This is a genomic window from Moraxella osloensis, assembly GCF_001553955.1.
Lineage (GTDB): Bacteria > Pseudomonadota > Gammaproteobacteria > Pseudomonadales > Moraxellaceae > Faucicola > Faucicola osloensis.
The window spans coordinates 1,139,446-1,163,618 of the sequence record NZ_CP014234.1 but is presented as its reverse complement, the minus strand read 5'-3'; the positions used below and the strand labels follow the sequence as shown (position 1 = coordinate 1,163,618).

At 44.1% G+C, this 24,173-nt stretch carries 13 protein-coding genes; 7 read left to right on the top strand and 6 right to left on the bottom strand.

Translation table 11 applies throughout. The annotated features are described in order from the left end of the window. Positions 1 to 68 precede the first annotated feature (68 nt). On the bottom strand, positions 69 to 641 hold the full coding sequence (gene efp / locus AXE82_RS05055; RefSeq protein ID WP_007117135.1) for an elongation factor P: 573 nt from the start codon (positions 639 to 641) through the stop codon (positions 69 to 71). A gap of 154 nt (positions 642 to 795) precedes the next feature. Between efp and epmB the strand changes: the two genes are divergently transcribed. The 7 genes from epmB (at position 796) to AXE82_RS05020 (ending at position 10,811) form a co-directional block, all read left to right on the top strand. Next, a complete protein-coding gene (gene epmB, locus AXE82_RS05050) occupies positions 796 to 1,797 on the top strand; it encodes an EF-P beta-lysylation protein EpmB (protein ID WP_062332133.1) in 1,002 nt (333 codons plus the stop codon). Positions 1,798 to 1,948: 151 nt separating this feature from the next. Next, entirely contained in the window at positions 1,949 to 3,715 is a 1,767-nt protein-coding gene (locus AXE82_RS05045) for a hypothetical protein (RefSeq protein WP_062332131.1), read from the top strand. Between the two features lie 203 nt (positions 3,716 to 3,918). Then, positions 3,919 to 6,108 (top strand): GGDEF/EAL domain-containing response regulator, encoded by a 2,190-nt coding sequence (locus AXE82_RS05040; protein ID WP_062332130.1) that lies wholly within the window; start codon positions 3,919 to 3,921, stop codon positions 6,106 to 6,108. 42 nt (positions 6,109 to 6,150) lie between these two features. Then, entirely contained in the window at positions 6,151 to 6,591 is a 441-nt protein-coding gene (locus tag AXE82_RS05035; protein WP_062332127.1) for a c-type cytochrome, read from the top strand. 84 nt (positions 6,592 to 6,675) lie between these two features. Continuing rightward, positions 6,676 to 7,635, top strand: coding sequence for an AAA family ATPase (locus tag AXE82_RS05030; protein WP_062332124.1), 960 nt, complete (start codon positions 6,676 to 6,678; stop codon positions 7,633 to 7,635). Between the two features lie 96 nt (positions 7,636 to 7,731). Then, entirely contained in the window at positions 7,732 to 8,748 is a 1,017-nt protein-coding gene (locus AXE82_RS05025; protein WP_062332122.1) for a DUF58 domain-containing protein, read from the top strand. Beyond that, a complete protein-coding gene (locus AXE82_RS05020) occupies positions 8,718 to 10,811 on the top strand; it encodes a transglutaminase TgpA family protein (RefSeq protein WP_227713379.1) in 2,094 nt (697 codons plus the stop codon). The genes AXE82_RS05025 and AXE82_RS05020 overlap by 31 nt, the downstream gene beginning before the upstream one ends. 114 nt (positions 10,812 to 10,925) lie before the next feature. Here the strand turns inward: AXE82_RS05020 and metH are convergent, their stop codons facing one another. The 5 genes from metH to AXE82_RS04995 form a co-directional block, all read right to left on the bottom strand. Beyond that, on the bottom strand, positions 10,926 to 14,693 hold the full coding sequence (metH, locus tag AXE82_RS05015) for a methionine synthase (protein ID WP_082741414.1): 3,768 nt from the start codon (positions 14,691 to 14,693) through the stop codon (positions 10,926 to 10,928). A 532-nt stretch (positions 14,694 to 15,225) separates the two neighbouring features. After that, positions 15,226 to 16,101: a hypothetical protein gene (locus tag AXE82_RS05010; protein ID WP_062332119.1), complete on the bottom strand. Its 876-nt coding sequence runs from the start codon at positions 16,099 to 16,101 to the stop codon at positions 15,226 to 15,228. Then, on the bottom strand, positions 16,098 to 21,365 hold the full coding sequence (locus AXE82_RS05005) for a DUF11 domain-containing protein (protein ID WP_062332117.1): 5,268 nt from the start codon (positions 21,363 to 21,365) through the stop codon (positions 16,098 to 16,100). Before AXE82_RS05005 ends, AXE82_RS05010 begins: the two co-directional genes overlap by 4 nt. A gap of 104 nt (positions 21,366 to 21,469) precedes the next feature. Next, positions 21,470 to 23,491 (bottom strand): beta strand repeat-containing protein, encoded by a 2,022-nt coding sequence (locus AXE82_RS05000; RefSeq protein ID WP_062332114.1) that lies wholly within the window; start codon positions 23,489 to 23,491, stop codon positions 21,470 to 21,472. Positions 23,492 to 23,594: 103 nt separating this feature from the next. Further along, positions 23,595 to 24,068, bottom strand: coding sequence for a DUF11 domain-containing protein (locus tag AXE82_RS04995; RefSeq protein ID WP_062332111.1), 474 nt, complete (start codon positions 24,066 to 24,068; stop codon positions 23,595 to 23,597). Between the last annotated feature and the right edge of the window lie 105 nt (positions 24,069 to 24,173).

Here is a 24,173-nt window from a genome sequence, read left to right as displayed (position 1 = left end):
GTTAAAAAAACGAAAGCCCAACAGTTAGTTGGGCTTTTATTTTTTAAAATTATTGGTAATAAAATATATTATTGTACCCGTGATAGATATTCGCCAGTGCGGGTATCGACTTTGATTTTTTCGCCTTGTTGGACAAATAATGGCACACGAACCACCGCGCCTGTTTCAAGGGTTGCAGGTTTGCCGCCGCCACCTGAGGTATCGCCTTTTAGACCTGGGTCAGTTTCGGTAATCACTAACTCAACAAAATTTGGCGCAGCAACGCTTAAAGGTACGCCATTGAATAGGGTAATGGTACATTCTTCGTTGCTATTTTCTTTTAACCATTTTGCCGCATCGCCCATCGCGTTTTTGTCGGCTTGTAGCTGCTCAAAGCTTTCTGGGTGCATAAAGTGCCAGAATTCGCCATCGTTGTATAGGTAGTTCATTTCAGTATCGACAACGTCAGCGCCTTCAAGGCTATCGCCAGATTTAAAGGTGTTTTCTAATACTTTACCCGTTTTTAGGTTACGCATTTTGACGCGGTTGAATGCTTGACCTTTACCTGGTTTAACGTATTCATTTTCTAAAATTGCAAAGGGGTTGCCTTCGTGCATGACTTTTAAGCCAGCTTTAAATTCATTGGTTGAGTAAGTTGCCATAAAATTTCCTAATAAGGTGTTGCGACTAAAAAATAACCGAGGTAAATCAAATCTTTGTATAATAGCCAATTTGCATAAATGCGCTACCTACGCTGTAACCCTATCCGCAACAGGCGTTATCAGCAAGCGGCATTGACAATTGGATAAACACTATATGATAAACTATTTAGCGACACAAAAAAACTGGCAAAATGCGTTTTCTGACACCATCACGAGCTTTGCTGAATTAGGGCAAGCGTTAGATTTGCCGATAGATAGCTTTGACAGTCAGGTCGGTCAATTTCCCCTAAAAGTGCCACGTCGCTTTGTGCAAAAAATGGTGAAAGGCGATATTAATGACCCTCTGCTTAAGCAAGTGTTGCCGACGTTTCAAGAAACGGTACAAGTCACCGGCTTTGTCACCGACCCACTCGATGAACAACACGCCAATCCCGTCAAAGGCATCATCCATAAATATGCATCACGGGTGCTGATTCCTGTCACCGGGGCTTGCGTGGTCAATTGCCGCTATTGTTTTCGCCAGCACTTTGACTACCACGAAAATCTACCGACCCAAAACGATTGGCAAGCCATTAGTGCCTACATCACAGCGCACCCCGCGGTCAATGAAGTGATTTTAAGCGGCGGCGACCCATTATCACTGAGCAACCGTCGTTTATTAGAGATTTTCACCACCCTTGAAGCACTACCCCAAGTGCAGACCATTCGTATCCATACCCGTGTACCTGTGATGATTCCTGAGCGCTTAGATGAGCCGTTACTTGCGCGATTTGCCAACAGCCGCTGTCACATCGTTATGGTCATTCATGCCAATCACCCCAATGAAATTGACCAAGAAACACAAATATTTCTGGGTAAGGCAAAAAAAGCAGGTGTTACGTTACTTAACCAAACCGTGCTACTCAAGTCGATTAATGATGATGCAAATACGTTGGCAAGCTTAAACGAAAAATTATGGCAAGCGGGCGTCTTACCCTATTATTTGCATGTGCTTGATAAAGTTGCCGGAGCGAGCCATTTTTATATTTCAGATGAGCAAGCAGTCGCGCTGTACTGGGAATTACTCGCTAAATGTGCTGGCTACTTGGTGCCAAAGTTAGTACGAGAATTACCTAATAAGCCATTTAAAACCCCCATTGATTTGTATAGCTACTAAAATTTGTTGAAAAACAACAACTAAATAAGGGGTTGTCTGTTATTTGTCTGTTAAATAGTGCAATTATCCTAAAATAGCTAGATAAAATGTGGCTTTTGTGTTATTTATTGCTAAATAAGTCGAAAAATGTTGTGCATTTTGGTGCAAAAAAATGGTTACGGATCTCACACTAGACGATTTCTTACAGCGCATAAACGATACACCGACCAGTCCTATTGAACTTAAAGTGACCCAGAGTTCATTGCAGGATACAACCGATTGGCAGATGCACTTTAATCGTATGTCTGTGTGTGAGATGTATGACGAATATAAATTCGTGATAAACCAGTTGATGTTTGCCGATATTGACGATGTCAAACGCTTTGCCTTGTTTGAGGAGGTTAATAAAGCCGTCAGCGTATTACTCGGTAAATTACGGGTGAATTACCAAACCCAGCCCGGGATTTTGGATGAAGAAAAACAGCAAGGCTTAGATACCGTATTATCGGTGCATTATCTAAGCATCATGTTCTACCATGTCATTTGGCAGCGTGCATCGGCTCGCCCTGAAGTGGCTGATAAAAAAGGCATCACTGGCTTATTTCGCCGTAAACCTCAATCCCTTACCCCCACCCAAGTCATTCAGCGCTGCCTATATAGTATCATGCTATTACTGCGCCAATCGCTGTTTGAAAAATATATCGGCTATCGTAAAGATACACAGGTAATTTGGCAATATCTGAATGCCTGCTATCGATTTGCGGTCACCAATGATTGGCAATCTATCACCCTGCCAGTCAAACTGCATTCTGCCAATGAATATAGCAAACAGGGCGCACCGCTATCGATTGAGGATATTTATTTTCACTGCTTGATGGTGGCGGTCACCAATCCGTATGCTTGTCGGCGTGCCGATATTTTAGCCATTCAAAAAGTAAGTACCCAGTTGATGCAAGAGCTCATTATCAGTAAAGATTTGGTTGAAAAACCTTACCTGTATATTGATTTAGAAGGTAAACAGCCGCCCAAACTGCTAGAAATCGATGATACATTCAATCCCTTTGCAGCAACCAGTAATTGCCTGTTTGTGATGTTTAGTCGGTTATTTAAACGCTTGCATCAAACCATTATCCAAGGTCAAATCGGCACTGATGCTGAGATAAAAAATAGCGCGCGTCAGGCCAAATTGATATTGAATAATCTGCAAGATGGGTTAAAACCAGCGGCAGAGTATTATCATAGCCATGCAAAATGTGAAGTCGTGCTCGGCTTTAATAATATCCATTACATGCTTGCGAATAAAACCAGTTTGGGTAATCTCATTCAGGCCAATGAGCTGCCTGAGCGGTTAAAACCCAAAACTCAAAATACTGAGTATCTTAAAAAATATACCGTTGTCGCGCTGAACAAAGAAAATCCTCAATCTATGTGTCTGTCGCATGTGTTTAGCTACCACAATCAGCTCGTTGACCAATATCCGAGCATCAGCCGTGGCGATAACTATCACCCGCTGAGTCAATTGCAAGTCAATTCCTTAATTGCGATGCGAAAGGTTAATGGTTCAAAAACTTGGCAGCTCGGCTATATTAAAGACAACCGTCAGGGTTTTATCGATACGCCCGCTGGGCAACCAACCAACAAGACCTACTTAGAAATTGAGGCACAAGTGCAAGTGCATTGTCAAAATGCGATTCCCTGTGGCGTGCGCTTTCAAAATGCCGGTAGCCGTCAGCCACATTTTGTTGCGGCATTTATAATTCCAACCGCCCCAAACAACACTGATAGCCAGACCCGCTTGCTAATGGCGCGTTTTGGCTACCAAGTGGCAGACAAGCTGGTGATACGTATTGATAACAAAGAAATTAACGTGCGTTTAACTGAGCTACTTAATATGACTGATGATGTCGAGGAATACGCTTTTGTGAGAATTCAGTTTTAATCGCTAAAAAATGGCAACAAAAGTTGCCAAAATAAATCTAACCCATTAAAAATAAAAGATTTTCATCGCTTTATAGCCGTTTTGATTGATTAATCATATAATAAGAAATTGAATCTAATATTATAAATAATTTATCAAAAAATTCGCTTATAATAGCTCGCTTAGTGCTCTATAAACCAAGCGTTTAATGGGATAGTGAATCGATGCAAAAACAAAAACAACTCAACCTGTTAATCATTGATGATAACCAGCTGTATGCCGAACATTTGGTTGGATTACTAGAAAAACATTATTATAGACAGGTTAATTTAGGATTTTTGGATGCCAAAGACGAGCTGATAAAGTTATTGCGCCAGTCTTGGGACATTATTTTGATGGGGAATGCGTATGATTTATCGTTTAAAGACGTCAAAGAGATTTTAAAAGCCCACGATGCTCACATCCCCGTCATCGCTTTGTTGCCTGATGACGCGACTGATTACCCAGAGGCATTAACTGCCAATGAGCAAGCCCAGACCCAGCTTGTTAGCGGCCCTGATAAAACCCATAAGTTATTACCTTTATATACCTATTGGGGTGCAGCGGATGCTTTGCGCAAAAATAAGTTACTGCGCATGGCCATTCGTATCTGCCGTGAACACGAGCATCATAAACTCGTCCGCGAGCTTGAGCGCCTAAAAATGGTATTGAGCGATGCCGAACAGCGTGCCAATATTCTTATCAAAAACTCCAAGAGTGCAGTGGCTTATATTGAAGATGGTTTACATATTTATGCCAATGAGCCCTATCTTGAAATGTTTGGGTTTAAAACGCTCGATGAATTGATGGGGATACCCGTTGTTGACTTGATTGCGCGCAACAATATCCAAGATTTTAAAACGTTTTTAAAAGACTTTGAAAAAGGCAACCGTAAAAACGTCGAATTTAAATTTGAAAGTGTGAGAAAAGATAATACCACCTTCGCGGCTAAGCTGCAGTTAGCGGCTGCTACCTATGATAGTCAGCCGTGTCTACAAGTCATTATCCAGCCCAACGAACAAGCCAATAGCGCTGAGCTTGCCAAAAAACTTGAGGCGATGGAACGCATTGACTCAATCACAGGGCTATTTAATCGTCATGGTTTTGAAAGACTGTTTAACCGACTGCGTGACGTGATTGTTGAAAAAAACCTATCTGTGGGTTTGATGGCGTTACGAATCGATAATATTGGTAAAATTCATGCCAGTGTGGGGATTGAAGGGATTGATGGGGTGGTGGTTGCCGTTGCCAATATTCTTGAGCAACATCTCACTGAGATTATTGGGGTAGAGCGGGTGAAAAATGGCTATTTGAGCCGTTTTAATGATAGCATGTTTATGCTAATTATCCCTAATATGCGACAACAAGATTTGACAGCGTTAGGACAAAAATTGGTTACCGATATTAATAGCACCATTATTGAAATTGGTCATCGTACGGTTAAGACCACAGTAACCATTGGTGCAACCTTAGTCAACGCCAGTGCACCTGATACCAATAGTCTTATTAACCGTGTCATCCAAGCCGTCGACATGGCAACCAAAGCCCATAAAGACAGCAACGACGATAAAGATTTATTCTATCTATATGACCCAAGTAGTTTTGCCAGCAGTGATGACAGTGCGCTGTACGAATCGCTACGTGATGCGCTAGAACACAGCAAATTTAAATTATTATATCAGCCAATTTATGACGTTGAAAACGATGTCAGTAACATGTTTGAGGTGTTTTTACGCCTGCCGCTAGCCGATGGCAGCTTAATGGCACCTGATAAATTCTTAGAAGTGGCGACCCGGCATCAGTTAATGGATAAAATCGACCGTTGGGTATTGATTCAAGCCTGTAAAGATTTAAAACGTTACCGTCATGAGGTCGATGCCAGTGCCCGATTATTAGTGCATTTAAGCCCGATATCACTAGCAGATGCCACCTTGCCAAGCTTTATAAGTCGATTGATGCAAGCATTAGGTACCAGCGAGCGGGGGGTATTGACGTTACAGTTTAATGAAACCATGGTAATGGATCATCTAGCGGTGGCAGCCAAACAAAGTAATGCGCTTAACCAAATAGGTTGTCACCTAGGTATCTATAATTTTGGCTCGGCGGTCAATGCGATGGAAGTATTGGAATTTGTCAAACCGCAACTGGTACGACTCGATCGCAGCTATATCAAAGATTTGAGCAATAATGACAATGTCAATACCGTGGCAACGGTGGTGCGCGAAATCACTGAGCGCGGTTCTAGTTGTTTGATGCCTTTTATTGAAGACCCTGCCGCCATGTCAGCGGCATGGACAGTCGGTGCGCGTTATTTGCAAGGAGCATATTTGCAAAAAGCGAGTGACACCATGCACATCGAGACTGAACCAAGCTAAATCTAAGCGCTGAATTTATAAAGTAAAAACGAGTTAGCCAAAATGCACCAAACAATCATTCATAAAACCAAACCATTGCCTATGCTAGGATGGGGTCTTTGTATCGTCATTGCCACAGGGTGTCAGCATCAGCCACCCGCCGAGCGCCCAGCAGTTACCTTACCTGTTTATAGCCAAGGGGATGCCGATAACGGTAAAAAGCAATACGAGGAAGCTTGTCTCAAATGCCACAAGCTGCAGCCAGGAAATAACGAGAAAGGCCCGCAATTAATGCGTATTTATGGGGCAAAATCCGCCTTATTAACCGATTATCAATATACAGACGCACTAAAAAACAGCAATATGACGTGGACAGCGGAAAATTTGGATAAATATATCGCCCATCCAAAACAGACCATCGCAGGAACGCGTATGCGTTCTGACCCGATTGCTGATGCCAAAGTCCGCCAAGATATTATTGCCTATATTTCGACACTTCGTTAAATCGCTTTGTGGCTATGCCTTTTAGCGATATTTTGAGTTAACATGATTGATAAACAACATTTAAACCTTTAAAGGATAGACCACATGGTGATGGGTAACTTAGACAATCAGCCGTTACAACAACGATTGCAAGCCATGCTGGTAAGTATAAATGATATCGTCTTGGATAAACCTGCCGTGGTGAAGCTGGCGGTTGCTTGTTTGTTGGCCAATGGTCATTTACTGCTTCAAGATTTACCAGGAATGGGTAAAACCACACTGGCGCACGCGATTGCCAACCATTTGGGGTTATCGTTTAATCGGGTGCAATTTACCAGCGATATGCTACCTGCCGATATTCTAGGGATTTCGCTGTATAAAACCGATACTGGCACATTTGAATTTAAGACAGGGCCGATATTTTGCCAGCTGTTACTTGCCGATGAAATTAATCGCTCAAGCCCAAAAACCCAATCTGCGCTGTTAGAGGCGATGGAAGAGCGGCAAGTGTCGCAAGATGGGGTAACGCGAAAACTCCCTGAACCTTTTTTTGTGATTGCCACCCAAAACCCGACGCAGCAATCGGGTGTGTTTATTTTGCCTGAGTCACAGCTGGATCGGTTTTTGATGTGTTTATCGCTGGGTTATCCCTCGGTTAATGCAGAGCGAGAGTTGCTACTGGGTAAAGATAGACGTCAAATGCTGAGCCAAATTACCCCGATGTTAGATACCCAGTCATTGCAGCAGGCACAAGCGCAAGCCAAAGAGGTATATATCGCAGATGTTGTGATTGACTACTTGCAGCGATTGGTAGCAAAAACGCGTGAAAGCCGAGACTATCATGGTCTATCTACCCGTGGTGTGTTAGCGCTCAAGCAAGCGGCACAGGCCTTCGCTTATTTGGGTGGCTACAATGAAGTGACGCCAGAAGATATCCAAGCGGTATTTGCTGCCGTTGTCGATCACCGCTTGGGGCAAGCTTTTATCCCATTTAATCATTTGGGCGGTGAGCCGCCGCAATCGATTGCCACCCAGTTATTACGCCAAGTGCCGGTACTGGTGTAAACCATGATGTATAACGTATTTTAGCGTTAAAAACTTTCTCATTGCTGTATTTTTATGATTCGATGAAATTATCCCAATTAAGAGCCCGCGCCTATCATGTTTGCCATTCGACAGCGACTTGAAAACTACTTGCAAACATGGTTTAAGCGTCGAGCGCCGATCAGCCGCGACATCACCCTAAACCTTCGCAACGTATATATTTTTTTAAGTAAAGAAGGATTGCTGTACGCTTTTTTACTCGTCATTCTCTTTGTCGCAGGGATTAATTATGCCAATAATTTGGTGTTGGGTTTGTGCTTTTTGCTAGGTAGTCTACTTGTGGTGACTATCCATTATACCTTTGCCCACTTGGCAGGGTTGCAAATCAAATTGGTGGATATCAGCGACACGCAAGTGGGTGGCAAAGTGCAAGTGCGACTGCAAATTAGTAGTGAGTCAAGTCAGCCGCATCGGCAAATTCGGTTAAGTTTTACCAACAATGCCTTTGACTTTAAACAGCCGATACACCGCAAACCCAATACACAGTCCGCACCAAATGATTGGCTGTTGCTCAGTCAAATACAAGCGCCGCAACAGGTCAGCTTATGGTTAGCTGCCGACAAACGCGGCAAATTTGTGTTACCCAGACTCACGGTGAGTACCCTATATCCCTTAGGGATTTTGCAAGCTTGGTCGTATGTGTTTTTTGAAGGACACGCGTGGATATATCCTGCACCACTGAGCTATGAGATGAAAGCCAGTCAGTTTGTGCCATCTGATGACGAGCAAACTGCTGCCTTACACACCCAAGCAGGGCAGGAAGATTTTGACCAGCTGGATAACTATGTCCCAGGGGAATCATTGGCGCGTATTTCGTGGGCGCATGTCGCGCGTGGGCAAGGACTTATGTCAAAACGTTTTGTGGAGAGTGTGGGGCAGCAGCAATTGCTGGATTACTATCAGATGCCTGCGGTGACGCATGAGGAAAAACTCAGCCAGCTGCGCTACGGGGTGGATAGTTTGACCCAGAGCCAAATCGCTTTTCAATTGCGACTGCCGGATGGTGAAGACGCAATAGGTGAAGGACAAGCATTTCGTCAGCAATGTTTGCTAAGATTGGCAAAAACGCCATGAATCGCCCTAGCCCAAATCGCGCCAGCTTAACCTTATCTGCGCGCCTAAACCAAATCTCAGCGTATCAGTGGCTATTGCTATCTCAACTGTTGATTGTGGCTTTTCACGTCAAAAATCTACCCATTTGGCTATCGGTGTATGCCTTTTTTATTATCATCTTTCAATTGCAACCCCTGCGACGTTGGTTGCCCAATGCTTTGTATCGTCCGCGCTCATTACAGTTGATACAGTACACAGGATTCATTGCAAGCTTGGTGGGGCTGTATTTGACCTATCGTACTGCCTTTGGATTGGATGTCGGTATCGCGTTTTTGCTATTGTGTGCCGTCAGTAAGCTACTAGAATTGCATACCAGGCGTGATGGCTATGTGGTGCTCAGTTTATCGCTATTTGTGCTTGCTGGGCTGTTTTTAATCAACCAAGATTTGATGACAACGCTACAAGTGGCGATTGGCACGATGGTCGTGTTGTTTGCCATGATTGCGCAAAATGATGATGGTACAGGACGCTACCGTACGCTTGGCTTATTGGTCGGTCAAGCGATTCCTCTGACCATTATTCTGTTTTTATTTTTTCCCCGATTGCCGCCGCTATGGTCGGTGCATTTGAGCGGCGCGCAAGCAAAGACCGGCATGTCAGATAGTATGTCACCGGGCGATTTTGCCAACCTCAGCCAATCGACTGAATTGGCGTTTCGGGTAGAATTTTTAGGCAATCAGCCAAGCCAACAAAATTTATATTGGCGCGGTTTGGTATTTTCTGATTTTGATGGTACCACCTGGCGAGCCAATCCTAGCTCCTCGCTTTGGACGCCCGACCAGCCGATTGCTGATTGGTTGTTGCCGACGTTGAAGCTGAGTAAACGCTTTACCTTAGCCGTTATCCCTGACTATCGGGTGATTTTAGAGCAGACGGGACAAAATTGGTTGTTTGGGCTTGATTATCCGATAACCAGCCAAAAAGGCATTGGGCTGACGTCGGATTTTACCCTGCGGTATTGGGACACTGTCAATCAGCGGTTTACTTATCAAGTGCATTGGTTAGATGATGCGCCTATCAATTTAGCCTTATCTACCCAGCAACGTCAGGTCAATTTAGCATTGCCAGCAGGCGGTAATCCGCAAAGTCGCCAATTTGCGCAGCGACTGTATCGCCAAGCAGGCGATGACCCAATTGCCTATACCAACGCCATCGCCCAGTGGATGCGTAGCCAGCAGTTTCGCTACACCTTATCACCCCCTACCTTGGGTAATAATCGCATCGATGATTTTTTATTTGCTACCCGTGCAGGGTTTTGTGAGCATTATGCGTCAAGTTTTACTTACCTTATGCGAGCGGCAGGTGTACCTGCTCGGGTGGTAGCCGGGTATCAAGGTGGGCAGTTAGGGCGTGATGGCAAAAGTTGGGAAGTACGGCAAATGGATGCCCATGCATGGAGCGAGATTTGGGTGCAAGGGCGTGGCTGGGTGCGTGTAGATCCTACGGGCTTTGTCGCACCCAATCGGGTCGAGCAGGGTATGGACACTGTCACCCAAGACGCTGGGGCAAAAATGTTTGGTGAGGGCGTGGCAGGACAAATTAGCTATCAGCAGTTTCAAATGCTGCAGCAAGCGCGCCGCTTGTTTGACCAGGCTAGCTACTATTGGCAACGCGATGTGGTCGGCTATGACCAAGACCGCCAGCGGTCATCGCTGTTTAAATGGCTTAATATCCAATCTGTCTATCAGCAAGTGATGGTGATGTTTGTCACCCTTGTCAGCGTCCTTGCACTATTGGGATTGTGGCTGTGGTGGCGTCGCCGCCGGGTGTGGGATAAGCATGATTGGATTATGGTACAGTTATCCAATCGCTTGGCAAAAAAAGACAAAACGCTTGCCAGGCAGGATAGTGAAGGGGTGCTGGCTTGGCTTACTAGACTTGAGCCAAAAGTCAGCGATAAGGCAGCCCTGCAAGCACTTGCCGCGCTATATCGACAAATCCGCTATCAGCAGCCCACGGATAACAAACAACCCATACGGCAATTAGACAAGTTGGCGAAAACCATCGCGCTAAAAAAACATTAATATTCAATATGTTTTGGTGTGACAAGAGTAAAGATAACAAACGAGATACATGCGCTAATTAACACCAAGCGATAAAAAAACGACAACCCTACATTGTCGTTTTTTCACTTAAAATCACAAATTCGGATTTAGCCATTTTTCTGCGGTAGCTTTATCCCAACCCTTACGTCTAGCATAATCTTCAAGCTGGTCTTGGCTGATTTTACCCACATTAAAATAATCACTCTCTGGGTGACTATAATAAAACCCACTCACACTAGACGCAGGGTACATGGCATAGCTTTCCGTCAAATAGGTGCCGATGGCGTTGGTGGTGTCAAGCCAGTCAAACAGCTTGCCTTTTTCGGTATGGTCAGGGCAGGCAGGATAACCCGGCGCAGGGCGGATACCGACGTATTTTTCTTTGATGAGTTCATCATTGGTTAGGCTTTCACTCGCTTGATAGCCCCAATATTGCTTACGAATCAACTCGTGCAAATGCTCAGCAAATGCCTCAGCAAAGCGGTCGCAAAGCGCCTGTACCATGATGGCACTATAATCATCGCCTTTGGCTTTATAGTCATTAGCAAGTGCTTCTGCGCCAAACAATGACACGGTAAAACCACCGAGATAATCGGTTTTCTCAGGACTGATAAAATCCGCTAGGCTGTAATTAGGTTTACCACTGGCTTTATCAGATTGCTGGCGCAGGTGCTCAAAGGTATGCACGACATTGCCTTGCTCATCGAGTACCTGCACCGTGTCTGAGCTTGGGCGTTGGGCAGGGCTTAGTTTAAACACCGCTTTAGCTGTGACCAATTTTTCCTTGATTAATTTGTCAATCATGGCTTGGGCATTGGCAAATAAGTCTTTGGCTTCCTCCCCGACGATGTTATCGTCAAAGATTTTGGGATATTTGCCGACCAATCCCCAAGAGATAAAGAAAGGTGTCCAGTCGATATAAGGCAATAAATTTTGTAACGGATAATCGTCCAAAATGACTTGTCCTAATTGGTTGGGCTTAGGCGGCGTGTAGTTCGCCCAGTCGTATTGGAAGCCTTGTTCAATCGATTCTGCATACGACAGCTTTGCCGCTTTGGGTTGGCGATTGGCAAGGCGTTCACGGACTTCGCCATACTCTTGACGCAGCGCACTGATAAAATCGACGCGTTTTTCTTTGGATAGTAAGGTCGTCGCTACGCCCACTGCGCGGCTGGCATCGGCAACATAGACAACCGCATCGTTTTGATAGTTGGGCTCGATTTTTACCGCGGTATGGGCTTTTGACGTCGTCGCACCGCCAATCAGTAGGGGCAGATTAAAGCCTTGCTCCTGCATTTGTTTGGCGACATACACCATTTCATCAAGGCTTGGGGTAATCAAGCCTGACAAGCCGATGATATCGACGTTTTCATCTTTGGCGACTTGTAGGATTTTTTCACAAGGCACCATCACGCCTAAGTCGATGATGTCATAGCCATTACAGCCGAGCACCACGCCGACGATGTTTTTACCGATGTCATGCACATCGCCTTTCACCGTTGCCATGAGCACTTTGCCTTTGGTTTCGCCTGCAACTTTTTCTTTTTCAATATACGGATTAAGCCATGCTACCGCTTGCTTCATCACCCGAGCGGATTTTACCACTTGTGGTAGGAACATTTTGCCTGCCCCAAACAAGTCACCGACCACATTCATACCGTCCATCAAAGGTCCTTCGATGACGTCTAAGGGACGGGGGAATTTTAGCCGTGCTTCTTCAGTGTCTTCATTGATATAGGTGGTTATCCCTTTGACTAACGCATGTTCAATGCGTTTTTCTACAGGCAATTCACGCCATGACAAATCGACGGTGCTGTCTTTTTTCTTACCGCTTAAATAGTTTTCTGCCACTTGCATCAAGTGGTCGGTGGCGTCTTGACCTGACTCGCCTTGGTTACGGTTCAAAATCACGTCTTCAATGGCGTTTCTAACGTCTGGGTCGATATCGTCATACAGCTCTAGCATGGCGGGGTTGACAATCCCCATGGTCATGCCGTTTTTGATAGCATGGTACAAGAACACGGCGTGAATGGCTTCTCGAATGGGATTGCCACGAAATGAGAACGACACATTCGACACACCGCCTGAGACCATGGCGTTGGGCAAATTGTCGGTAATCCATCGGGTGGCATTAATAAAGTCTAAGCCGTAATTGTTATGCTCTTCAATGCCCGTGGCGACGGCAAAAATATTGGGGTCAAAGATGATGTCTTCACTCGGAAAACCGACTTCATCAACCAAAATATCGTAGGAGCGTTTGCAGATTTCGATTTTACGCTCAAAGCTGTCCGCCTGTCCGTCTTCATCAAACGCCATGACGATAATCGCCGCCCCATAACGCTGACATAGCTTGGCTTTTTGCACAAATTCTGTCTTGCCTTCTTTTAGCGATATCGAATTGACCACAGATTTGCCTTGCGTGCATTTAAGACCCGCTTCGATGATGTCCCATTTTGACGAATCAATCATCAGCGGTACACGGCTGATATCTGGCTCACTGGCAACCAAATTAACAAAGTGAATCATCGCCGCCTTGCTATCTAGCATGGCTTCATCCATGTTGATATCAACGATTTGGGCGCCGCCTTCGACTTGGTCACGAGCCACGTCTAATGCTTCGGTGTATTGTTCGTTTTTGATGAGACGCAAAAACTTCTTTGAGCCTGTGACATTGGTACGTTCACCGACATTGACAAACAGGCTGTCACGGGTGATGTTGAATGCTTCGAGTCCCGACAATCGGCAAGCTGGCTTGTAGTCTGGCAGCTGGCGCGGGGCAAAGGGTGACGTCATCTCGACAATTTTGGCGATATGTTTGGGGGTGGTACCACAGCAGCCGCCCACGATATTGACCAAGCCAGACTTGGCATAGTCGGCAACCATGGTGGCAGTTTGCTCAGGCGTTTCGTCATATTCGCCAAACTCGTTGGGCAAGCCTGCATTGGGGTGAGCGGAGACAAAAGTTTCGCACACATCCGACAAGGTTTTGATATGCGGCTTTAACGCATCTGCACCCAGTGCACAGTTAAACCCAATCGAAATCGGCTTGGCGTGGCGGATTGAATTATAAAACGCTTCGGCAGTTTGCCCCGACAGCGTACGTCCCGATGCATCGGTAATGGTGCCCGAAATCATAATCGGCAATTCAAACCCAATGGTCTCGAACACGCCTGTCACCGCAAAAATCGCTGCTTTGGCATTTAGGGTATCAAAAACGGTTTCTATCAAGATGATATCGGCACCGCCTTCAATCAAAGCATAAGTCGCCTCGGTGTAGTTATCAACCAGTTCATCAAAGGTGACGTTACGAAACGCTGGGTCATTGACATCGGGTGAAATCGAGCAAGTGCGAGAGGTGGGACCAATCACGCCTGCCACAAACCGAGGTTTGTCTGGGTTTGTCGCAGTGACTTCATCACACACTTGACGGGCAAGGGCGGCGGCAGATTTGTTAATCTCATAGGCGAGATTTTCCATGCCATAGTCCGCCATCGAAATTTGCGTGCCATTAAAACTGTTGGTTTCAATGATATCTGCGCCTGCCTCAAGATACGAGCGGTGAATATCACGGATAATATGCGGCTGGGTCAGTACCAATAAATCATTGTTGCCTTTGACATCACGTCCAAAATTGGCAAATCGCTCACCACGGTAGTCTGCCTCGATAAGTTTATAGTTTTGGATTTCTGTCCCCATCGCCCCGTCAAGAAACAAAATCCGCTGCTTTAACAGCTCAGCTAAACGGGCTTTATTGGTCGCTTGACGGTCTTGATACGGAAAATTGGCAGGGGGCGTTAATTTAAAATTGGTGGGGTCGTGGGGTTTGTGACTGGTAGGGGCGTTACTGGTGCTGATACTCATCGAAAGGTTTGTCCTGATTCAAATTGTCATAGGTATCTGTTAATAAGTCGATTATAACATTTTGTTGTCGCTCAATCGTTAGATTTGTGGAATAAACGGCTCAAGTGAAAGTTTACAAAAAATTTAACTTGAGCCAGACGGCCTATTGTGGAAGGATAAAGCAAACCCAAATTTAGTTATAGTCAATCCTAAATTATAGTAAGCACCGTTTGCCCTGAGCTTGTCTAAGGGTAACGGTCGTTATGGTTCGACAGGCCTACCACGAACGACCATGTTCGATATAATTCAGTTTTCACTATATTTATTAAACAGAATAAATAGATTAATAAAGCATAAATCAAGCGTGGGCTAGTCACCAGTCAAACACTCATTGATACTGGTAGATGCAGCAATCCATAATCAATAAGCGAACTAGGCCTAAAAATACAAAAACCAACGCTAGGGCAAATGTAAAACGGACAACGTATCATCGTTGTCCGCTTTGTGTTGGGCACTTTATCCTACAATGGCAGGTTTGAACGCGCTGTTGAGTTCAATGAGGGGATGCAACAGGTACAACAGGCAGTGGCAGAGGTTGCGGGCTGGGCTCAGTTATGCCAACTTTGGGTAGCTCGATATAAGGTAACACAGCGCCACGGCAAATTTCTTTACTGTCTTTAGTGCCAGCAAGCGGCTTTAAGCGCGCCAAATACTGAGTTTTTAACCCATTAAAGCTTTGTTTATCCACGCCTGATGTATTTAAGGCGGTTAACTCAGCCGTAGCGACCCAGCGATCAGCAGCACTATAATGTTCGCGAGAATGACGCCAACCAAACTCACAAAATTCTGCTTCTGCCCAAATCAGTTTGACTTCACTATCGGCTACCGTTTTGACCAGCGGGGTGAATGCAGGCGTTTGCTTAATGGTTAAAAGACTTGCCCAAAGATCGGGACGCTGTAAACCAGAGGTCGGCGGGATATCAGCTGTCAGTGGTAATTTATCCACTTGATTGGTTTTTAGCGCTTCAAGGATACTCAATGCTTCGTTCAGCGCATAATGACCGGCTTTAGTCAAGCTTGCTTCACTATCTTCATGTCCCACATAGCTTAGCCATGCATCGGCTTTATAAGCTTGAAAGCGAGTATTGATTGGCTGGTGCTCCGCTTGATAGGCTTGCAGCTGCTGACGCATACAAGAAATATCCGCAACAAAATTCTTGTGAGCCGTGCCTTTTGGTACAAATGCTTTCATATCGCTAGGGCAGTATTGTCCTGCGTGATATTTGACTGGCAAAACCTGACTTGCTAATGCCGCATTTGCGGTGTTAGCAGCCAAACCAGTCATCACTATCAGACTCAGTAATGACAAGCGTATTTTTGATAACTGAGTCGAAGCTGCTACGCTTGATTGAATAAAAATTACTTTCATTTGGTTGTGACCTCACCGTTTGGCATCATACGGCTATTGACGGTAGGGCGTTTTTTGTTAAATAAATCTTCGTCAAATTTGAAACGTAAGCGGATATACGCCCCTTGTTGGTTGTCGCTGCCACTGGCGATATCATCGTCATGATAGCCTTTGAAGTTGTAACCTGCAGAAACCCACAGATTTGCCATGGGTGTATAACCCACCTCTGCTCCGATTAAATAATTACGTGAGTCATTATCGCTCCACATGGTACCCGCTTGGATACCCGCATCCCAACGTTCGTTGATGTCATACATGGCGCGAGCGGATAATACTTGAGAGGTGCTATCACTGGTGACTCCATCCATAGTGAGTTCATTGTATTTACCCGCATAATGACCCGATAAAGTCAAGCGGCGTACAGGATGATAGTTGCTGTGTAAAGAAGCAATATAGGTTTCTTTTTTGTAAGGGCTATCTGCATCTAGACCGTTATTGTCATAGCGATATTCAATTTTTGCTAGATGGTCGCTGATGTTGTTATCGTAGTCACGATAAGCCACGCCCAATTGGAAACGATCTACAGTGCGGTCTTTATTTTGGGTGTTATCTTCTTGCAGCGAATAGATATTTTTGGCTAGCAAGGTGATGTCATCATTGATTTTGTTGGCATAACCAAAACTCGTCAGCAAGGTGTCGGTTTGTACGCCCCAACGTTTTTCAACACGCCCACTCACTTTATATTTGTCACTGGCTAAGTAGTCAATACCTACCGTTGCTGCTGTTGCTGTGTTGTCGCTCTCACCTTGCATAGATTCAAGGTGTTCAAATGATGTATTGACGTAGACGCCATCTTGCACTTTCCATTTATTGCGTAAGCCAATCGCCGCTTCAGATTCACGGGCAGAGATACCATCTTTAATACGGTATTCACTAAATACTTGACCGTCTTTCATGTAGTTAGCATCAACACCAATGATGGTTGATTGGTGCTCATCATTGCCATCTAAGCCATAATCACCGATTAAGGTTGATGCCAATTCGTGACGCGCATATAGGCGACCTTTATTCCATAGGCTGGTTTCACCACCCACACTCCACGCATTACGGCTAGCATCATCAATATCCTGCTCGTATTCGACAAACACTTTTGATTTATTCAATGTTGGTAAATTCGCAGTCAATTTACCACGAAGCGTCGTACCTTGATAATTGCTGTCATTATTGGTAACACTTGGACGCATGGATTGATTAAATGCATCTGTATTGACCACTTCTTGATAATTGGTGGAAGCCGCTTTGGCATCTTTTTCGTAGTAACGTACGCCCAATTCACCCGTTAAGATATCGGTAAGTTTACGCTCAATACTGACCGTCGCACCCTGACGTTGGCTGTCATTGGTGTGGTCTTTGGTTTGAATGGCTTCAGCTTTAAGCAAGGTTTTATCATTAATACGGCTATTGACCCTCAAGCCAGCCTCAGTACGCCCAGCAGTAATAGGTGAAGTTGCAGGCGTAAAGCCTTCATCGGCTTGGTTGTAATACAATTTGGCATCGCGTGCTTTGTCTTTATAAGTCAATTCAACGCGCGCCGCATCACCGGATGTCTCTGCATTTAAGCTTTGAACATTAATGGCTGATGCAAGCGAGTCATTGATTTTATCCGAATCATAATGGGCAACCTCAGCGATTAGTTTTAATTTATCGTTAAATTTGACAACGCTATTCACCCCTGAGAGTTTTTCGTTATTGGTGGGGTCGTCACTTTGGGCATAGCTTGCGCCAATATTCACTCGTTTGGTGAGCTGATAGTTACCAGCGGTACCGACAATGGTATAGTCTTCACCAACATCATCCGCTTCAACGGTCACGCGCAAATAAATGGGGTTGCCATCAATATCCGTGCTAGCAATCGGTGCGCGTAGATAAATAGCATGGCTAACACTATCAAAATCGTAGTCACTATAACGATTGAGCGCTTGACGAGAGATAATGGTACCTGGGTTATTGCGGTCACGAACAAGCACTTCCACAGTTTCGCTATTAAGTAATAAATCAGCGAAATCAACACCGGTAGGATAAGGACCTGAAATACCTAAACCACGCGTTTCTGTGACATGTTGGCGTGAGCTCGTTTGTGCCGCAAAGGCAGTGACTTTGGTTTTATCGGATTCGTAGTGCGCTTTTGCACCTGTTAGGGTACGGTCGTATTGACCGAGTGACAAGCCCTCTTCGTTGTCGATATGGGTTTTGATATCGCCATACATCACGAATGAGCGGCCTTTATCAAGGCGCACATAGAATTTTTCGCTAGACTGGGCATCAAAACCTTTGGCAGAGGCATCCCCATATACTGGGTAGTATTGATCGGGGTTAATATCACGAAATAGACGATCTTTTTTGTCTTTATCGGAATCATATGCCATGGTCAATAACATATTGCCGCGCACTTTACCTTTTAAGAAAAATGCGGCACGACCAGTTGTGGTGTTATCGCTATCATTGCCTGATAGACTGCGTAATTCTTGTTCAAAACCGTCATTGTTGCTAACAGATTCAATTTTTGAGCCAAGGTTGTTAAAGGAAATAGCGCCTTCAACAATACCTGCTGCGATCATTGGGCGTAATTGTGGGGTAAATTGTAGTGGGATAATTTTTTGTAAATTACCTGCTTTAACTACCAAATTACCTTTACCAGGATTGCTTGGTGCACGTATAGCGATCAGTGCTTCACCACCATTCACTAGCACTTGCACACCCGCTTGGTCTTTATCCATATCATTAGAAACAATCGTACCAATGTCACTATCTAAGGTGATAGTCGCAGAGCCTGCATATTGACCATGATCGGTATCAAGCAAACGTATTGCAATTTGATATTCACTAACGCCGTCAGCTTCAATGGCTTGTGAGTGTGTACGCGTGGTAATATCTGCGATTTGATTAGGCGCATATAGGTTAATAGATTTGCTAGAAACGACTTTGCCTGTACTATCTGTTGCACGGATAGTTAAAGTATTGTTGCCGTGTTCAAGAGGCACTGCATAATAGTCAAAACCTGAGATACCTTCTTTATCCCAAGCGACTTCTTTACCTATCAAGCTTGTATCAACCGGTTGGTTATTAACGAGTAGCTCAGTATTTGCGCCTTTGGGTGCTTTAATTTGAACGCGGATTTTTGTACTATCGACACGTTGGTTATGGGTCAAATTTAAAAAATCTGCATCGGCTGTCACGCCTTCAATACGCTTGTCATCGGCTGTCGATAGGGCTTTTTCAATATCAGGGGCTTTGACAGGAGCAATCGGATGAACTTCTAGCTGCCCGGTTTTTTTGACGGGCGCTGTATTGTCAGCAATCACGGATTCACAGTTGATTTGACCATCAGCGATATTGGGGTTTTTACAGCCAGAGGCTTCAATATTGCTAGTATTATCAATCGTATAAATAGGTTCTAGTTTAAGATCAGTCTTGATAGCCTGTTCAAGCGCATCATTTTTTAAGGCAATTTGTTTGGCGCGTTTTTGCAAATCGCTAATTAATGCAGCATGACCTTGGTTATCATTGCTGTCGATCCCATCGGTTATCGCAAAATCTGCACGATGCAATTCACCAAATTTTAAGTCAACAAAACGACTGCCTGGATCGCCTGCATTGCGATTGCTTTGCTCAACCAGTTCAACACCGCGCGGTAGGGTGGTACGGTCAAGTTTGATAACGTGGGTTTTGGCTTTCATGCCATACACGCTGTATTTACCTTCGCTATCTGTGACAACAAAGGTACCGTCTTCAAGGTATAAACGAACACCAGCGACACCCAGTTCATTTTGCGCTTTTTGCTGTATACCGTCACGGTTAAAGTCGGCATATACCTTACCAATAATAATACCATCGGTGTTTAATACGCCAGCTGTTACGTCAACATGCGCTTCACCTAAGGGCGATTGAACGACACTGCCAGTTAATGAGTCTTTACCTTCTGCAAATGCGATATTGGTGCCTGTACCTGAAGCAGCATTAGCCCCTAAAACAACACGATAGGTGACTTCTTTGGTTTCATTGGCTTTTAGGCTGTTTAAACCCAATGTCATGTACTTGCCAGATTGGACAAAATCTTGCGTGTATTTTTGACCACCCACTCTGACCGAGTTTTTGACATAGGTAAAACCTAAGGGTAAATCGTCTTTGACCACCACGTTTTCCGCATCGGTTTTACTTTCATTTTTGACTTTGATGGTGTAATCAACAAAATCCCCAATTTCAGCAGATTTGACATTCGCTTTTTTGGTAATGCTTAACGCGGTTTGAGTGTTATTAACATTGATTGATGTTAAGATTTTGTCTGAAATCACCCCAGTACTGCTACCATCGGCACTTTCACACTTATCGGCTTGGGCTGTTAACGTATCACCATCTAATGTCTGAATGACGGCATCGGCAATGGCATTGGCATTGAGCTCGGTAGGGGCTGAGATACGGTATTTACCCGTATTTACCCCTGTTTCAATGGCTTTTAGACGAATGGTATCGCCTGTTTTGCTAGAAGTAACATTGAGCCATACATTGTCAACCTGTGTTGGATCGGCATTACAGTAGGCAAGACCGACTTCAATATAGACAGGCTGTCCAGCAGAGGTTTGACTCAGGTTGTTTTGGTAAGTTGGGTCTTTATATGCAATGCTTGGCAAGATAGCCACTAAGCTATCCGTTGCGCTAGCTTGTACTGTGTTATCCTCTTGCACTACCGCGGTGATGGGTACATCGACTGTGTCGCCATCTTTAAGCTCGGTGCTGGTCAATGCTTTGACAATCAGATGAATTTGCTCGCCTGCCGCGATACTTATCGTAGGCTGTAGCTCGGTCTCATTGCTATCAATAATGCCATTGTTATTGGCATCAATATATACTTGGAAGTTTGAAAGCGTGTTGGGCGTGTTAAAGCTGACCGCAACATTGGCATCAAAAGTCCCTGTGTTTTCTAGGGTGTTTCGCCACTGCACTTCATTACCAGGTTTGATGGTGATAGTGAGTGGCTGGGTGAGAGTAATGTCGTATTTGGGCAAAGAAAAAGCTTGAACACGGGTCGTGTTTGATTTTATTGTATTAACAATGCCTTCATGGCTATCAACCACATAATTGGCATCTGCGGTATTATCGATTTGGATAATATTACGACCGTTTGCTGCCAGCGCAGGATTCATTTGGATAAGCAAGATACTGCTCGCAAGTAAGCCAAGCTTACCCAAGCTGTGATATCTAGTCGAATTATGACGATTATTTGTCATTAATAGTTTCTCACTTATCAAAATAAATTTATAAAAGTTGGGTGGGTTAGGGATTAATGAAATCCCTAAACCTTAAAATTTTAAATTTTCAAAAGAAATAACTATTATGGGTTAATTTTTACAATAAATTGTAAAGTACCCGTATTACCAGCAGCAATGGTTGGGAAATTAGCAACAACTGCGCCAGTATTAGGTGTACCTGATGGTGTACTTGTGATAGAGCCCGTAGCTTGGTTGGTACCTGTTAGAATGCTGCCAGATTGATAAGTACCCTTTTTAGATGACCACTTATCAGAATCATCATTAACAGTGACGTTAGTTAATGATTTGCTAGTAAAGGTATTAGTAGCAGCAATACGATATACAATACAGTCGCCAGGAATGGCATCAAGTGATTTCTCACTGCCACTGTAAGTTAATGAATTAACGTCACCTGTACAAAATTTTTGTATCGCTTGGGTTTTAAGAAGCGCTAGACCTTTGACATTTGTAGTATTCTGCACTGAAGGAACGATAGGCTTTGTTGTACCATCGACCCTAGCTGGTATTAATGTAATGGTATTAGTTTCACTTGTGCCAATCGTAGCGTCTGTTGTAACAACCGTATAGCTAATTGTACCTGATGCGCCCGCTGCTAAAGGAGTCGGAATGGTGTAATTACCACTAGCATCAGCTGTTAGTTCAGTTCTAGTACCATCTGGTGCGGTATAAACAACATTCGTTACATTGATATTGTTACCAGCTGCATCAGTGATGGCGACTTTCAAACCAGTTTCAGGATTGTTACCTGTGTTGGTAATGGTTTGGGTATAAGTCACGCCAGTAGATGTGCTGGTTGGTGGTAACTCAGTACTGGTACCACCTGTGAGTGTCAAACTACGATCACTAAATGTAATTGGCGTGCTAGTATCGGCGCCTGTACCTGTATCCATTGGATCGTCCGGTACTTTTGCATCAGTTGGGTTGCTAGTACCTGAGCTATCTTTAATATCAGCTGTTGGTGTATCACCAGGTGTTACAAGCGTATTGTCATAGTTGTCATAGACTTCAGCAGCATTGGTAACGCCCGCTTTATTGACCTTTGTAGGATCGATAGCTGCTTTAAAGGTGATTGTTATGGTTTCATTGACTTTCAAGTCAACGCCATTGATAGCAATCAGTTGACGACCGTCCGCTAATGTAGTCACAGTTGGTGCCGTACCATTACTCGTAGTGCTATTATCAGAAGTTACGGTAATAGCGCCTGATACCGTCAATCCAGTTGGTAGTTTATCTTGAATTAAGACGCCAATTGCATCTGCTGCATAAGTTGCAGTACCATCATTTTTCACAATGATAGTATAGTCAACGGCAGGTGAAGCAGCATTTAAGTCAATGTTAGTAGAGGCAGCCGTTTTGCTGATGGCAAATACTGGCAATTTAACAATAGCTTGGTTTTCATTGACAAGCGTTGCTGTTGCACCAGCTGTTGGAGTATTGGTGATATAGCTACTAGTTGCAGTTAAGGTACCAACCGCACTTTGACCGCCAATAACGGTCGTTGGGCTAGTGACATTATAAGTCAATGTAGCATATTGACCTGGTAATAACTTAATAGTGCCATTCGTACTAGCAACTGTACCAGTTTGGGCTTGACCTGAAGCTAATGTAGTTGCAACTGTACCGTCTGCATTATAGATAGCATAAGTAATAGTAGTAGGGTTGGTATAAGTGTAATCTTGGGGACCCGTTGTGATGTTAGGATCGTTATTAGTTGTAAGATTTAATGTATAAGTGTCGGTCACATTACCAGTATTGATTAATTTATTGGTAAAGGTAGTAGTGCCACCCGGAACAGCTGCTTGATTTTCGTTTTTGTCATCAGTGGGTGATGAACCTTGTGTAGCATACAAAGCAAAGCTACCAATTTCATTGATATTCACGATAACTGCATTAGAAGTAACAGTAGGCTGTGCTACACCGTCAACTGAATATTCAGCAGTCGCCGTATTCGAGATTTGAACGCCACCAGATGGGGAAGCCGGACCGGATGATGTACTTGCTGATACACCTGTTGCAATACCCAAGCCCAAGGCTAACGCCACGCCAGCTGTCAGTGCATTAGGGTTAAAATTAAATTTTTTCATGCATTACTCCGAAAAGCAAAAAATATTAGGGTTAAGATATAAACGTCTTATCTAGATAAAACGTTCTGTGTAACAGCTAAACATTTATAATTAAAATCACGCTTTACTGAACTTTGGTATTGATACTAACAGTGGCACTTTGCTGTGCAGGTAAAGTTTTGACTATCCAGCGTACGGCACGATACTGTGACGCGGGTACTTCAACCATTTTGCCATTGACCTTACGCATGATTGGCAAATTCTCAAACTTCTTACCATCTAGACTGGCTTGAATGGGCGCAGGTGAACTTGAGCTGACATATACCATGCTGGCAGGCACTGGAATGGTTAACGCAACATTCGTCATTGGTTTTTGAAGGTTATTACGGTAAGTTGCTTGATACTGAATGACATCACCACTTTTGGCACGGCTTACAGCTTTTAGAACCGGCTTACCATTTTCAGTAACAACCTGTTTTGCTTGTAAATTAACTGTCAATGCCTCTGCGGCATTAGCACCATTTGCCAAACTTATGCCTAATACAGTGGATAGGGCTAAAGTTTTGGCAATTTTTAAATTGTGTGATTTGTGTATCATGTAAATACCTCTTTTGTTATCTGACGTACATTATACCTTAATAAATTTCATTATTAGCATGTTGATACCGAAAGAAAGTCGAAAAAGCGATAAAATGCAAATTTC